12 protein-coding genes are annotated in these 14,212 nt (G+C 70.3%); all 12 read right to left on the bottom strand.

Annotated elements, in window-relative coordinates:
• Positions 1-10: 10 nt before the first annotated feature.
• The 12 genes from pssA to ACNI65_RS22105 all read right to left on the bottom strand — a co-directional run bounded on the left by pssA (position 11) and on the right by ACNI65_RS22105 (position 14,205).
• On the bottom strand, positions 11-628 hold the full coding sequence (pssA, locus tag ACNI65_RS22160) for a CDP-diacylglycerol--serine O-phosphatidyltransferase (protein WP_416759430.1): 618 nt from the start codon (positions 626-628) through the stop codon (positions 11-13).
• Positions 629-744: 116 nt separating this feature from the next.
• Entirely contained in the window at positions 745-1,878 is a 1,134-nt protein-coding gene (locus ACNI65_RS22155; protein ID WP_416759429.1) for a nucleotidyltransferase family protein, read from the bottom strand.
• Complete coding sequence (locus ACNI65_RS22150; protein WP_416759428.1) at positions 1,875-2,789, bottom strand: HprK-related kinase A; 915 nt, start codon at positions 2,787-2,789, stop codon at positions 1,875-1,877. The genes ACNI65_RS22155 and ACNI65_RS22150 overlap by 4 nt, the downstream gene beginning before the upstream one ends.
• Positions 2,786-3,085 (bottom strand): HPr-rel-A system PqqD family peptide chaperone, encoded by a 300-nt coding sequence (locus ACNI65_RS22145; RefSeq protein ID WP_416759427.1) that lies wholly within the window; start codon positions 3,083-3,085, stop codon positions 2,786-2,788. The genes ACNI65_RS22150 and ACNI65_RS22145 overlap by 4 nt, the downstream gene beginning before the upstream one ends.
• Before the next feature lie 41 nt (positions 3,086-3,126).
• Complete coding sequence (locus tag ACNI65_RS22140; protein ID WP_416759426.1) at positions 3,127-3,828, bottom strand: hypothetical protein; 702 nt, start codon at positions 3,826-3,828, stop codon at positions 3,127-3,129.
• 160 nt (positions 3,829-3,988) lie between these two features.
• On the bottom strand, positions 3,989-5,917 hold the full coding sequence (locus tag ACNI65_RS22135) for an ABC transporter ATP-binding protein (protein ID WP_416759425.1): 1,929 nt from the start codon (positions 5,915-5,917) through the stop codon (positions 3,989-3,991).
• 145 nt (positions 5,918-6,062) lie between these two features.
• Complete coding sequence (locus tag ACNI65_RS22130; RefSeq protein ID WP_416759424.1) at positions 6,063-7,790, bottom strand: alkaline phosphatase family protein; 1,728 nt, start codon at positions 7,788-7,790, stop codon at positions 6,063-6,065.
• Between the two features lie 384 nt (positions 7,791-8,174).
• On the bottom strand, positions 8,175-9,422 hold the full coding sequence (gene glcF / locus ACNI65_RS22125; protein WP_416759423.1) for a glycolate oxidase subunit GlcF: 1,248 nt from the start codon (positions 9,420-9,422) through the stop codon (positions 8,175-8,177).
• 49 nt (positions 9,423-9,471) lie between these two features.
• Entirely contained in the window at positions 9,472-10,590 is a 1,119-nt protein-coding gene (gene glcE, locus ACNI65_RS22120; RefSeq protein ID WP_416759421.1) for a glycolate oxidase subunit GlcE, read from the bottom strand.
• Positions 10,590-12,116 (bottom strand): FAD-linked oxidase C-terminal domain-containing protein, encoded by a 1,527-nt coding sequence (locus ACNI65_RS22115; RefSeq protein WP_416759420.1) that lies wholly within the window; start codon positions 12,114-12,116, stop codon positions 10,590-10,592. Before ACNI65_RS22115 ends, glcE begins: the two co-directional genes overlap by 1 nt.
• Entirely contained in the window at positions 12,113-13,066 is a 954-nt protein-coding gene (locus ACNI65_RS22110) for a substrate-binding periplasmic protein (protein ID WP_416759419.1), read from the bottom strand. The genes ACNI65_RS22115 and ACNI65_RS22110 overlap by 4 nt, the downstream gene beginning before the upstream one ends.
• Complete coding sequence (locus ACNI65_RS22105; protein WP_416759418.1) at positions 13,066-14,205, bottom strand: FIST signal transduction protein; 1,140 nt, start codon at positions 14,203-14,205, stop codon at positions 13,066-13,068. The genes ACNI65_RS22110 and ACNI65_RS22105 overlap by 1 nt, the downstream gene beginning before the upstream one ends.
• Positions 14,206-14,212: the final 7 nt, after the last annotated feature.

Genomic DNA, 14,212 nt, shown 5'->3' with positions numbered 1-14,212 from the left:
CCTGAGCTCGTCAGAGCTTCGGAATCCGGATCCGGCTGATCATCAGCGAGCCGGAGATCGCGAACAGCAGCACCAGCGGATGCAGCGTGAAGCCGCCCAGCTTGACCGAGCCGAACCAGAGCGCCTCGCCGATCGCGCCTTGCCAGGCGGCGACCCAGAGCACGATCACCAGCAGCAGCGAGGTCGGGATGGGTGTGCCTTCGAAGTACGCGACCTTGTCGCTGCCCGCGGACAGCGATTCGGCGGTGATGTTGTAGCGGGCCAGGCGCGAGACGCCGCAGGCGACGAAGAAGCCCAGGATGACGCGGTCCCACAGGCCCTGCATGCCGCAGCCGTAGGCGATGACGGCCGGGGCGACGCCGAAGGAGATCACGTCGGCCAGCGAGTCGAGCTCACGGCCCATCGCGGAGCTTTTCTGGCGCCAGCGGGCGATGCGTCCGTCGAGCACGTCGAAGACGAGCGCGGCGGGGATCAGCGCGCAGGCGTAGAACAGGTGCAGCGCGAGCCCGGTCTGCAGGTAGGTCATCACCGAGAACAGCGCGCCTACGCCGCAGAAGGCATTGCCCAGGGTGAACCAGTCCGCCAGATGGAACTCGCGGATCATGGAAAAAGGCTTGGGTCGGTTCATGGGGTGGGAGCATAAGCGAAGGCCCCCACCGTCCCGGCAAAGCCCGGACCCGGGTCTCGATGGCGCCCTCTCCCGCTTGTGGGAGAGGGAAGGGTGAGGGCCAGCGGCGTGGGCAGTCAGCGATCGCCAGCGGGTTTGCCCGGCGCATCCACCTGAGGCGCCTTCGGCGCGGCGGTCATGCGCGACCAGCTCTTGCGCGCCAGATGCAGAGCCAGCAGCCCGAACGGCATGCGCAACCAGTGCGAGCGCACATACAACGCGCCCTCGGCCAGGTCGTGGCCCGGCAGCCGGCAACTGTCGTGGTCGGGCCGCAACGCACGCGCGTAGCTGAAGTCCAGCAGCCGGAGCGCCAGCGCGCCCGGCGGCGGGCCGAGCTCGTCAGGCAGCGAATCCGGATACGGCGTGTCCAGGAAGGACCGGGTGTAGCGCAACGCCAGCCACAGCGGTCTCGTCAGTCCGATGCGGCGAGCCCGTGCCGCCAGTCGCGGCCAGAAGCCCTCGATCGCGCCGAACTCCCGCAGCAGGGCGTCCAGGTCGAACAGGTCGCGCAGGCCGTTGTGCAACTCGCCCTCGTGGAACAGATGCGCGGCGCTGTGCAGCAGCATGTCCTCGGGCGGCAGCACGAACACGCCCGGCAGACCCGGCAGCGGCCTTGGCGACTCGAACAACGCCCGCGTGTCCAGCGGCGTGCGCGCGGTCGGCGGCAGCAGCGTGTGATGCACGTCCAGCGAGGTCCCGCGCCGCTCGTGATGCAGCGGCGGCAGCTCGTGCATCCACTCGCGGTAATAACGCTGGTCGTAGGCGTCGAGCTCGTCGTCGAAAGCCCATCCGTGCACCAGCAGCGTCGTCTCGCAGCGGGGCAGCTGCTCGGAGGGGATCAGCAGATCGATGTCGCTGAACAGACGCCCCAGCGCCGCCGCCTGCCCGCCCAGCGCATAGGCCGCGCCCTTGAGCAGGATCAGCGGCCCGGGCAGCTCGGCGAGCGTCTGGCGCAGCAGGTCCACCTCGCGACGCAGCATCTGCACCTGCCGGCGCGACAGCAGCAGCGCGGATCGCAGATGCGGCTGCACGGGCTCGGGCAGCGTGTCCAGCCAGCCGCCCGCGTCCATCTGCTCGGCCAGCTTGCCCGCGAGGTTGGCGCGTCGCGCCTGGCGCAGCAGCAGGTCCCAGTCGTTCAGGCTGAGCCCGGCCGCCACGGCGGGCTGCAGCAGCACCCGCACCAGCAGCGGACGGCGGCGATCGACGCTCACGAGGCCGTCTCCGTGAACGCGTCGAACAGCGCGACGGCCTCGTCCAGCCGGCTGTATTCGAAGTGCAGGCACTCGCAGCCGTCGATCATCCTTCCCAGCGCCTGGAAGCCGGCCTGGCCGTGGATGTCGTAGTTGAAGGACTGCTCGGCCAGGTCCATGAAGGCGCGGGCCCGCTCGATCGGGGTCAGGCGGGCGGGGGCGTCGGCGCGCCAGCTCGGCAGCACGACCCAGGCCGGGAGTGCCGGCGTGAGCCGCGCATCGATCGCGTCCTGCGGCGCGCGCACCAGCGCGACCGTGCCCTTGGCGGTGTTGGGCATGGACGCGCTGAAGACCGCTTCCGGCGCGAAGGACTTGATGACGGGGATGGACGCGTTCTTGAGGTTGATCGGCCGCGCCATGCCATGGATCAGCCCGGTGCGCAGGTCCAGCAGACCGAGCTCATCCGACAGCAGCCGCCAGCCGCGATGCGCCAGCGCTGCGCACAAGGTGCTCTTGCCCGACCCGGGCGGGGCCGGCATCACCAGCGCGCGGCCGCCGCGCTCCAGCACTGCCGAATGGATCAGCAGGTATTGATGGGCGTGCGCGGCGATGCACCAGTTGATGCCCCACTCGAGCATCGCCAGCGCCTGCGCCGCGGGCAGCGGCGTGAACGAGCGCTGGCCGTCGAACCAGAATTCCGCGCGGCCCTGCAGCCGGCTCAGCCAATGGGGGCTGCGCAGCACGGCGACATGGAAGTCGACGAACTCGCGCTCGTCGACCAGCTCGAAGTCGCGGTACATCGTGGCGATGTCGTCGGCCAGGTGCGGGATGTCCGAGCGCACGCGCACGGTGAACGGCGACAGGCGCAGCGTCACGCCGCCGTCGCGCATCCGGGCGCGCAGCCTGGGGGTGTCGATGTCCTGCAGCCTCAAGCGGACGGCTCCTCCGCCAGGGCCTCCACCGGCGTCGTGGCGGGCGATTCAGCGAGCAGGTGAATGTCGGCCAGCCGATGCAGGTGCGAGTTCAGCAACTCGGCCAGGGCCTCGGGCGAGGGCATTTCGTCCCAGTCCACGTCGTGGGTCAGGCGGTGCAGCAGCTGGTCGCGGTCCATCGGCTCGACGGCCAGCCACTCCGCCAGTTGCGCGCCAAGCGCGGCGATCAGGTGGGTGTCCCCGGTTTCGAGGTCGAAAAAGACAGCGTGCTGCTCACCCTCCCAGGTGAGCAGCACGTCTTGGATCGGTTGCCGGCAATGCCAGACCGGCCCGGGCATCAGCTGACCCGTGCGATCCAGTTGTCGCTCAGGTACTGCTGGATCTCGGCCGTGGTCCAGGCCGCGCCCGAGGAGTTCGCCGGCTTGAAGTTCGGCTTGGACATCTTGTCCAGCATGTCGCCGCTGGTGGTGAAGGTGCACTGCTTGATCTTGTCGGCGCCATCACCAGCGAACAACGTGTTCAGGCGAGCGACGCACATCGCCGCGCCGTACGAGTTCGGGCTGCCGCTGATCAGCGTGAACACCTTCGTCGTGCCGACAACCCCATTCAGGCCGCCCGGGTACAGCTGGTTGACCTTCAGGTTGTCCTTGGCGTACTGGTAATCGGTCGCCGACTTGGACGTGAAGAACTTCGGATTCACGAAGCGCCACGGCAGCGTGCCGCCGCAGACGATCGACCGGCCCGTGTTGTTCTTCCAGTCGGTCACGTACCAGCACTCGTTGTCCTGGACGATCTTGGCGGCCGCGCGAGCCTTCACGCTGGCGCCGCCATCACGCAGGATGGCCGAGCCCCAGGCCGACGTCGAATTGCAATGCCAGGCCATCGCGGGCCGGCTGGCGAGCGTCAGGCCGATCGGCACCGCGCCGGCCTGGATGAAACGGCGGCGGCGCTGCGAGACGACGGAACCCTTGACCGGGGTCGGGGTGGCCGAAGACTGCGGGGTGTTGTCGCTGCTGTTGTCCATATGCTCAGCTTTCATGGGGGCCGTGCCCTTCAGGGGCGGACGCTCAAGCCGATCGGCGCTCCCGTCCGACCTGCCAGCGCAGTGTTCCATACAAGCACCGCCCGGCAAACCCCGCCGAACCCCTTGAACGGGTGGCGTGCGGCGTCCGTCACACTGCGGATAAGTCAGCGCCGGCTTACGCGGAATCCTCTGCCGTTGTTGACACGTTCATCACATGACTCGCCGCCGATGCGCTGCCATGAGGCGGACGGGCCACATCGACGCCCTGTTCGGGGGACTCGTCCTCGACCAGGAAGCCCCCGCTTTGGTGCGCCCACAGCTTGGCGTACAGCCCACCCTGGGCCAGCAGCGAGGCGTGGTCGCCCTGCTCGACGATGCGGCCCTGGTCCATGACGATCAGCCGGTCCATCGCGGCGATGGTCGAGAGCCGGTGCGCGATCGCCACCACCGTCTTGCCCTCCATCAGCCGGTACAGGCTGCGCTGGATCGCGGATTCCACCTCGGAGTCCAACGCGCTCGTCGCCTCGTCCAGCAGCAGGATCGGCGCGTCCTTGAGCATCACCCGGGCGATCGCGATCCGCTGGCGCTGGCCGCCGGACAGCTTCACGCCGCGCTCGCCGACATGCGCGTCATAGCCCTGCCGACCCTTGGGGTCGGTCAGCCCGTCGATGAAGTCGGTCGCTTCCGCCCGTTCGGCGGCGGTGCGCATCTCGTCCTCGGTGGCGTCGGGCCGGCCATACATCAGGTTGTCGCGCACCGAGCGGTGCAGCAGGCTGGTGTCCTGCGTGACCATGCCGACCTGGCGTCTGAGGCTGTCCTGCGTGACGCCGGCGATGTCCTGACCATCGATCAGCACCCGGCCCTTGTCCACGTCGTAGAAGCGCAGCAGCAGGTTGACCAGCGTGGACTTGCCCGCGCCGGAGCGTCCCACCACACCGATCTTCTCGCCCGGACGGATCGTCAGCGTCAGGTCGTGCAGCACCGTCTTGCGGCCGCCGTAGCTGAAGTCCACATGATCGAAACGGACCTCGCCGCGCGTCACGTCCAGCGCCTTCGCTTCCCCGGCGTCCTGGATGGCGATCGGCCGCGACAGCGTCGTGATGCCGTCCTGCACGGTGCCGATGTTCTCGAACAGGCAGGCCATCTCCCACATGATCCAGTGCGAGATCCCGTTCAGCCGCAGCGCCATCGCCGTGGCCGCGGCCACCGCGCCGATGCCCACCTGGCCCTGCGTCCACAGCCACACCGTCATGCCGGCCGTCGAGGCGATCAGGCCCATCGACAGCGCGTGGTTGACGATCTCGAAGCCGCTGATCAGCCGCATCTGGCGGTAGGCCGTCGCCAGGAAGTCCTGCATCGCGCCGCGCGCGAAACCGGCCTCGCGGTTCGAGTGCGAAAACAGCTTGACGGTGCTGATGTTGGTGTAGGCGTCGGTGATGCGGCCCGTCATCAGGCTGCGCGCGTCGGCCTGCGCGGACGCGGCCTTGCCCAGGCGCGGCACGAAATAGGTCAGCGCGACGATGTAGCAGGCCAGCCAGCCCAGGAAGGGGATCAGCAGCGTCAGGTCGAAGCTGCCGACCACGCCCAGCATCGTCACGAAGTAGATCGTGATGAAGACCAGGATGTCGGTGACGATCAGCCAGCATTCGCGCACGGCCAGCGCCGTCTGCATCAGCTTGGCCGAGACGCGTCCGGCGAACTCGTCCTGGTAGAAGCTCATGCTCTGCGCGAGCAGGTGGCGGTGGTAGTTCCAGCGCAGCCGCATCGGGAAGTTGCTGGACAGGCCCTGGTACTTGCTCAGCGACTGCAGCGCGATCAGCAGCGGGCTGGCCAGCAGGATGCCGGCGAGCATCAGCAGCTTGTCCTTCTGCGTGGCCCACCACTGCGAGGGCGGCACCTGGCTGAGCCAGTCCACCACGGAGCCGAGCATCGAGAACAGCAGCGCCTCGAACGCGCCGATGGCGGCCGTCAGGACGATGAGCACCACCACCAGCTTGCGCATCCCGTGCGAGCCGGCCCAGACGAAGGCGAAGAAGCCCTTGGGCGGCTGAGGCGCCGGGCTCTGCGGAAACGGATCGACGAGTTTTTCGAACCAGCCAAACACGGCGGTCTCCCTGTTTACTTCTGCGAGACCGACGAGCCTACAGGACCCACGTGACCCGCGCACCCCACCCCCGCTTCGGTGGCGGGTGGGTGCGGTGAATGGGGGGATTGGGCGTTCGGATGGGGGGCGTTGCCCGCCCGCTGGCTTACTTCGCCGGCAGGGGCAGCACCTGGCCCTGGGCTTGGCGCGGCGACGGGATGTGCAGGATGGCCGACAGCGTGGGCGCGAAGTCCGCGATCTCCACGCGCTGCTCGATGCGGCCCTGGCTGACCCAGTTCGGGCCCCAGGTCAGCAGCGGCACGTGGGTGTCGTTCTCGTACGGGCTGCCGTGGGTCGTGCCCACGAGCCGCGATCCGAACATCCAGCCCGCCTTCGGCACCACTTGCAGCGGCGCGGCGATGCCCGGGTACCAGGACTTGCGCATCTGCGCGAGGTAGGGTGTCGTCGTGTCGGTGCCGGCCAGCTGGGCGCGGGTGAACGCGACCTGCACGCCGTCGACCTGCTCCACGAGCTGCTTGGCGGCGGCGTAGACGGCGTCGGCGTCCAGTCCCTTGGCCTTGATGGCGGGCTCATCGAAGATGAAGCCGGTGCCCGACATGCCGATCACCCAGCGGCCCTCGCCGAACTGTCTGGCCAGTCCCGCGTTGACGAAGCCCACCGCCTGCGCGGGGTTGATGCGTCCAGCGTCGCGGCCCTGCGACTTCGCCCATTCCGGGGTGTCGGTGAAGCCGTGGTCGGCGGTCAGCACGGCGATGTAGTTGTCGCGGCCGACCTTGGCGTCCAGGTACTGGAACCACGACTGCAGGTAGGCGTCCAGGTGCAGGAAATGGTCGTGCGACAGGCGCGACTCCGGGCCGAACGCGTGGTTGATGTAGTCGTGGCTGGACAAGCTCACCGACAGGATGTCGGTCTGGTCGTCGCTGCCCAGGCGCTCGCCCTCGACGGCGGCGCGGGCGAAGGCCAGCGTCAGCTCGTCGCCGAAGGGGGAGGGCAGGATGTTGCCGTAGAAGCGCGGGCCGGGGCCGTCCATGCCGGCGCCGAGCACCGCGGGCAGCTTGTTGCCGTTGCCGCTGGTGGCCTGCCAGGGTTGGCCGTCGGGCACGCTGCGGGCATAGGCGGACTCGGGCAGCATCGGCGCCCAGGTCTTGCCGAAGAACTTGTCGGCGGGCTTGGCGGCGTTGAACGCGTCGACCCAGGCCGGGTGGCTGGCCATGTAATAGGTCGACGACGCGAATTGACCGGTGCCGCCCATGTACATGTAGGCCGTGCCCTTGTGGCCGGCGGGCAGGATGGCGCCGCGGTCCTTGCCCGAGATGCCGATCACCTTGGAGCCGGGCTGCAGCGTGCGCAGCACGTCGCCGACGGTCTCGACCTTGTAGTTCTCCGGGCTGGTGCCGGCCAGCGGCTCGGTCTTGTTGCCGATGTACTGGTAACGCGGATCGGCGGTGTTGTACTGCGGCGTGCCGGTCATCGGGTCGCGCCATTCGTTGCCGATGATGCCGCTGCGTTGCGGATAGGCGCCGCTGAGCATGATCGAGTGCCCCGCCGCCGTGACCGTGTAGCCGTGGCCGTAATACGCGTTGGCGAACCAGGCGCCGCGGTCCAGGAAGCGGAGGAAGCCGTCGGGCTGCAGCTGGTCGCGATAACCGAGCACCTGGCGGATGGGCAGGCCGTCCACGACCATGAACACCACGAGCTTGGGCGGCTTCTTCGCCGCGAACGCCGAGGGGCCAGGTGTTGCCGGGGCGGCGGACGTCGAGGCCGCGGGCGTGCTGGTCGGCGTGCTGCTCGGCGGGCTGCTTGGCGAATTGGCGCAGGCGGCCAGCGCGGCCAGGACGGGCACGAGGAGCCAGGTGCGACGGGTCAGGGTCATGGCGGATCGGGCGTCGGGCGACGCCGGCTGCAACAAATATGACAGCGGAGTATCCGCGTCCGACCCGGCGCGCGGGGCGGATGACGACCGATGTGCTCGTCCTGCGTGACGGGGAAACCCTGAGCCATGGAAAAAAGGCCGGTGCCCACGCGGGTACCGGCCTCTTTCGCTTTCTGGTTGGATCGCTTGACGCGCTCCCCTCCTGTTATGGGAGGCGATTCTGCGGGCCGCAGGCAATGGGCATGCCCGGGTTTGCCCGCAGTGGGGCGATTGATGTGAGAACTCCTCCTCAAGTGGGAAGGGTTTGCGCGTCGAGTGATGCGTCCGCGCGACGCTCAAGATCAAGCGCGGGCGTGTTCCACCCATTGAGGCGGGTCGGTGATCTCAGGTGCCGAGCGCGTCGTCCAGCACCTCGATCCAGTGGCGGACCGGGACGTCGCTGCCGGCTTGCAGGTGCTGGATGCAGCCGATGTTGGCCGACACGATCGCGCCGGCCTCGAGCGGCGCGAGCGCGGCGAGCTTGCGCTCGCGCAGCTGCTTGGACAGCACGGGCTGCAGCACCGAGTAGGTGCCGGCAGAGCCGCAGCACAGGTGGCTCTCGCTGGGGGCGGTGGCGATGTCGAAGCCGAGCTCGCGCATCAGGCCCTCGACACCGCCGCGCAGTTGCTGGCCGTGCTGCAGCGTGCAGGGCGGGTGGTAGGCGAGCCGGGGTCCGGCCGGGCGCTGGGCGCCGAGGCGTGAGCGCAGGGCCGGGGCGAGCGCGGGCAGGAACTCGCTGAGGTCCCGGGTCATCGCCGAGACGCGCGCGGCCTTCTCGGCGTAGTCGGGGTCGTGGGCGAGGAGCCGACCGTAGTCCTTGACCTGGACGCCGCAGCCGGACGCGTTCATGACGATGGCCTCGACCTGGGCGCTGTGCCCGTCGACCATCGGCCACCAGGCGTCGATGTTGCGGCGGGCATCGTCCAGGCCGCCGTGGTGGTCGTTCATGTGGGTGCGGATCGCGCCGCAGCAGCCGGCCTCGTCGGCCACCAGGGTCTGCACGCCGGCGGCGTCGAGCACGCGGGCGGTGGCCGCGTTGATGTTGGGCATCATGGCCGGCTGCACGCAGCCCAGCAGCATGAGGACCTGTCGCGGGTGGGTGCGTTGCGGCCATTGCTGCGAGCGCGCGTCGGGCGCCGGCGGCACCTTGTCGCGGAGCGCGGCGGGGACCAGCGGGCGGAGCGCCTGGCCCAGGCGCAGCGCGGGCTTGAACAGCGGCGAGGTCAGGCCTTCCTTGAGCAGCCAGCGCTTGACGCGTTCCTCGCGCGGGCGTTCGACCTTGGCATCGACGATCTGACGGCCGATCTCCACGAGCTGGCCGTACTGCACGCCGGACGGGCAGGTGCTCTCGCAGTTGCGGCAGGTGAGGCAGCGGTCCAGGTGCTGCTGGGTGGTGGCGGTGGGGGTCTCGCCCTCGAGCACCTGCTTGATCAGGTAGATGCGTCCGCGCGGGCCGTCGAGCTCGTCGCCCAGCAGCTGATAGGTGGGGCAGGTCGCGGTGCAGAACCCGCAATGCACGCAGCGGCGCAGGATGGCCTCGGCGGTCTCGCCCTCGGGCGTGCCTTGGAACTCGGGGGCGAGGTGGGTTTGCATCGGATCGGCTGGCGCTCGGCTTGCGAAGGGGACGGGTCAGGCATCCGGATCAAAGGTCCGGATACAAGCGCCCCGGATTGAAGATCCCCCGCGGATCGAACTGCTGCTTGAGTTCCTTGTGGATCTTCGTCAGCTGCGGCCCGAGCGGCGAGAACACGCCCGCCGACTTGTCGCCCGCATAGAACTGCGTCGCATGGCCGCCGGCCGCCGTCACCAGCTCGCGCAGCTGCGCCGCCGCCATCGGCGTCACCACCCAGCGCTGCGCGCCGCCCCATTCGATCAGCTGCTCGCCGTGCAGCGACATCGCCAGCGTCGTCGACGGCACCGCGATCCGCCACAGCGTCGCGCCGCCCTGCACCGCGCGCCGGGCCCCCAGGAAGAACTCGTCGCTCTGGTCGCGCAGCCCCTGCCAGAACGGCGCGGCCATCGCCTCCGGAATCACATCGCCGCCCAGCCGGCGCGTCGCCGCGGTCACGGCTGCCTCGGCGCCCGACAGGCGCAGCACCAGCGCGCCATCCCACCACGCCGTCGCCGACACCGGCAGCGGCTGGCCGCCCCAGCGGTTCATCTCCAGCAGCGCTTCCTCCTGCGAGGCCTCGAAACGCAGGGTCACCGAGGCCACCGGTCGCGGCAGCACCTTCAGCGTGACCTGCGCGATCAACCCCAGCACGCCCATCGAGCCCGCCATCAGCCGCGACACGTCATAACCCGCGACGTTCTTCATCACCGTGCCGCCGAAATGCAGCAGCTCGCCCTTGGCGTCCAGCAGCGTCAGCCCCAGCACGTGATCGCGCACCGCGCCCGCTGTGGCCCGCGCCGGGCCCGACAGACCCGTGGCCACCATGCCGCCCACCGTGCCGGTGCCGCCCGAGGCGGCGCCCATGAATCGCGGCGGCTCGAACGCCAGGTGCTGGCCGTGCTCGGCGAGCAGCGCCTCGACCTCCGCCACCGGCGTGCCGGCGGCCACGGTGATGTAGAGCTCGCTGGGCTCGTACGCGAGCACGCCGCTCAGCGCCAGCGTCGACACTGCTTCGGCCTCGCCCAGCGGGCCGCCGTAGAAATCCTTGCTGCCATGACCGGTCAAGCGCGCCGGGCCGCCCTCCCGGAATCGCGCCGCCAAGGCCTCGAGCGGGTCGATCAAAGTCGTCGCGGGGACGAAGGCCGTCATCAGAAACGCTCCAGTTCAGGGAAGGACAGGGCGCCCCGCTTCACATGCATGCGGCCGTACTCGGCACAGCGCTGCAGCGTCGGGATCACCTTGCCGGGATTGAGCAGTCCGCGTGCGTCGAACGCGCGCTTGAGCGCCAGCATCGCCTCGCGCTCCTGCGGCGAGAACTGCACGCACATGCTGTTGAGCTTCTCCACACCGACGCCATGCTCGCCGGTCACCGTGCCGCCCATGGCGACGCTGGTCTCGAGGATGTCCGCGCCGAAGCGCTCGCAGCGGTGCAGCTGGTCGGGATCGTTGGCGTCGAAAAGGATCAGCGGATGCAGGTTGCCGTCGCCGGCATGGAAGACGTTGGCGCAGCGCAGCCCGTACTTGCGCTCCATCTCCTGGATCGCCAGCAGGATGTCGGCCAGGCGCTTGCGCGGGATGGTCGAGTCCATGCACATGTAGTCGGGGCTGATCCGCCCCGACGCCGGGAACGCGTTCTTGCGGCCGCTCCAGAAGCGCAGCCGTTGCGCCTCGCTCTCGCTGACCTCCAGCCGCGTGGCGCCGCTGGCGCGCAGCACCTCGCTCATGCGGCCGATCTCTTCCTCGACCTCCTCGGGCGTGCCGTCGCTCTCGCACAGCAGGATGGCTTCGGCGTCGAGGTCATACCCCGCGTGCACGAAGTCCTCGACCGCGGCGGTCATCGGCTTGTCCATCATCTCCAGACCGGCCGGGATGATGCCCGCGGCGATGATCGCGGCCACCGCGTCGCCGGCGCGGCGCAGGTCGTCGAAGCTGGCCATGATGCAGCGCGCGAGCTGCGGCTTGGGCGTGAGCTTGACGACCACCTCGGTGACGACGGCCAGCATGCCCTCGCTGCCGATGACCACGCTGAGCAGGTCCAGCCCCGCGGCGTCCAGCGCCTCGGAGCCGAATTCGACCGGCTCACCCTCGACGGTGAAGCCGCGCACCTTGAGCACGTTGTGCAGCGTCAAGCCGTACTTCAGGCAGTGCACGCCGCCGGAGTTCTCCGCGACGTTGCCGCCGATCGTGCAGGCGATCTGGCTGCTGGGATCGGGCGCGTAGTACAGACCGTGCGCCGCGGCCGCCTCGGAGATCGCGAGGTTGCGCACGCCGCATTGCACGCGCGCGGTCCGCGCCAGCGGGTCGATCGCGACGATGCGGTTGAACTTGGCCAGCGCCAGCGTCAGGCCCTCGGCGTGGGGCATCGCGCCGCCGGACAGGCCGGTGCCGGCGCCGCGTGCCACCACCGGCACGCCCAGCGCGTGGCAGGCCCGCAGCACGGCCGCCACCTGCGCCTCGGTCTCGGGCAGCGCCACGGCCAGCGGGCGCTCGCGATAGGCCGTGAGGCCGTCGCATTCGTAGGGCCGCGTCTGCTCGTCCTGCGACAGCACCGCATGCGCGGGCAGCACCGTGCGCAGCGCGCGGACCAGCGCCGCGCGCCGGTCCGCGCGGAATGCGGCCAGCTGGGCGGCCTGCTCGCCAGGCGGCTCGTGGGTGGCAGGAAGGACGGCGGTCATGGCGTCGAACTGTAGCCGCGCGACGGGGCGGTGGGCAGCGGCCACCACAGCGCCTTGCGCTCCAGCGGCGTGCGCGGCGGCAACAGCGGGTTGCGCAGCCGCAGCACCCGCCGCTGGTCGATGCGATGGCGCCGGACCAGGTCGCCGAACAGCTGGCGCGAGAGCCGCTCGAAGCTGCCGTCGGCGATCAGCGCGTCCATGCCGCGCGTCAGATCGGCGGCCAGCCGCGGCCGGCCGGGCCGCACGAACATGTAGAGCGCCGCCGGGTAATGCAGCAGCAGGTGCGGATCGATCGCCAGCCGCTGCTCGCTGAAACTGGCCAGTTCGGCGTCGATCTCGAAGATGGACCGCGGGAAGTAGTCGAAGCGGCCCTGCGACAGCATCTGGAACAGGCCCTGGTAATGCGTGCTGACGGTCACCGGCAGGCCGTTGGCCCGCAGCACGGCGGTGTCAGGCCAGTCATGCATCTGCCCTGCGGTGAGCCGCGCCAGGTCCGCCAGGTCCATCACGCCGCGCAGCCGGTCGCGGTCCTCGGCGCGGGTCAGGCACAGGCGCCAGCCGATCAGCCCGCGGTCCAGCGGCACGCGGATCGGCAGCAGCGTCTGCTCGCGCTGCGGGTCGGTCATCGTCCAGAAGACATCGATGCCGGGATCGTCGCCGGCCATCTCCAGCAGCGCGCGGCTCTGCACCATCTCCGACTGCGTCTGGACCAGCGCGTAACGCGTGCCGCTGCGCTGCAGCGCGGCGTGCAGCAGGCTGATGAAGTAGTCGACCTGCTTGTCCTGCTGCGGCAGATGGCGCGGATAGATGACGGTGGTGGGCTCGGGCGGCAGCACCGCCGGGGCCGCGCGCGACGCAGCGACCGCGGGGCGCAGGCCAGGCAGGCCGGGCAGGGCCCCCGTCAGCGCGGACGCCGCCGCGGCCTGCAGCAGGTGGCGGCGGGCGGGCATCAGGACTCCAGGAAGACGGTCAGGACGCCGGTGTAGCCGTGCAGCCGGGCGTGCGCGATCTCCCCGTTGGCGAAGAAGCCGGCCAGGGGCACCTCGCCCAGCGCGTGCTGCACCCACTGGAGTTCCGCCGACGGCGCGCCGAAATGCGGCCCGCCGCGCCCGGTGCAGCTGAAGTACAGCGCGCCGGCCATGCGCGCGCCGCGTTCCTCGGCCTCGGCGCGGATCTCGGTGCAGATGCGCACCAGGTCCCGCCGCGCGGCATCGGGGTGGCGTTCGCAGAAGCTCAGCAGCTCGCCCTGGCGCACCTGCTCGGCGACGGCGACGCCGCGCTTGGCCGGATCCAGGCCGACCAGGTGACGCACGCGCACCTCCGGGCCGTACTCGCGCCGGGTGCCGGGTTCGTCGTTCAGCCCGACCAGCGTGCGGCGGAACAGCGGCATCGCCTGGCGCAGGCTGCCGGATTCGCCGGTGTAGGCGGGCAGCTTGAGGTCCTCGAGCAGCGCATCCAGCGCCGGCTGGCCGTCCAGCTCGGTGACCAGCGGGCCGTCGCACGCGGTGACGCGGCGTTCACGGCCCAGCGGCTGGCAGCCCTGGCTCACGCGGGAGATCCAGCGCAGGTCGGACCCCAGCGCGAGCCCGGACAGACCGCCCTCGAAGACGCCGTCGGCGATCTGCACCGCCGCGTCGCCGCCGCTGACCAGGCCGCCGAACAGGTAGCCGCTGCTGCAGCGCTGGGCGAGCTCGCCGATCAGCTCCTGCAGGTCGGGCGTGGCGCCGTCCGCGTGCAGCAGCAGGCTGCGGGCGTCGCACTCTGGCGTCAGCGGCTGGCGGCCGGAGAAGATGCGCCACTGGTCCGCCGGCAGGTCGCACAGCATGACGACGAGCGCCGGTTCATCGAAGTACTCCACGCCGCTGGCGCTGACCGCCAGCGCCGACGCGCCGACCCAGCCGCAGCCCGGCCAGCGCAGCCGGACCTCGTCCAGCAGCGCCTGCGCGTGGGGCACGTAGGGGTGCGTGAGATAGAGGAAGCCGAGCGTCGGCGTCATGCCGGCGCGCTGGCCGTCGAGCTGCGCGCCGACCAGCGCGAGCGCCATGTGCGGATCGGGATGGGTGGCGTGCGCCTGGATGAAGCGAGGCATGAACGGC

Source organism: Roseateles sp. So40a (genome assembly GCF_048081605.1).
Taxonomy (GTDB): Bacteria; Pseudomonadota; Gammaproteobacteria; order Burkholderiales; family Burkholderiaceae_C; genus Roseateles.
This window is presented reverse-complemented; position numbering and strand designations above follow the sequence as displayed.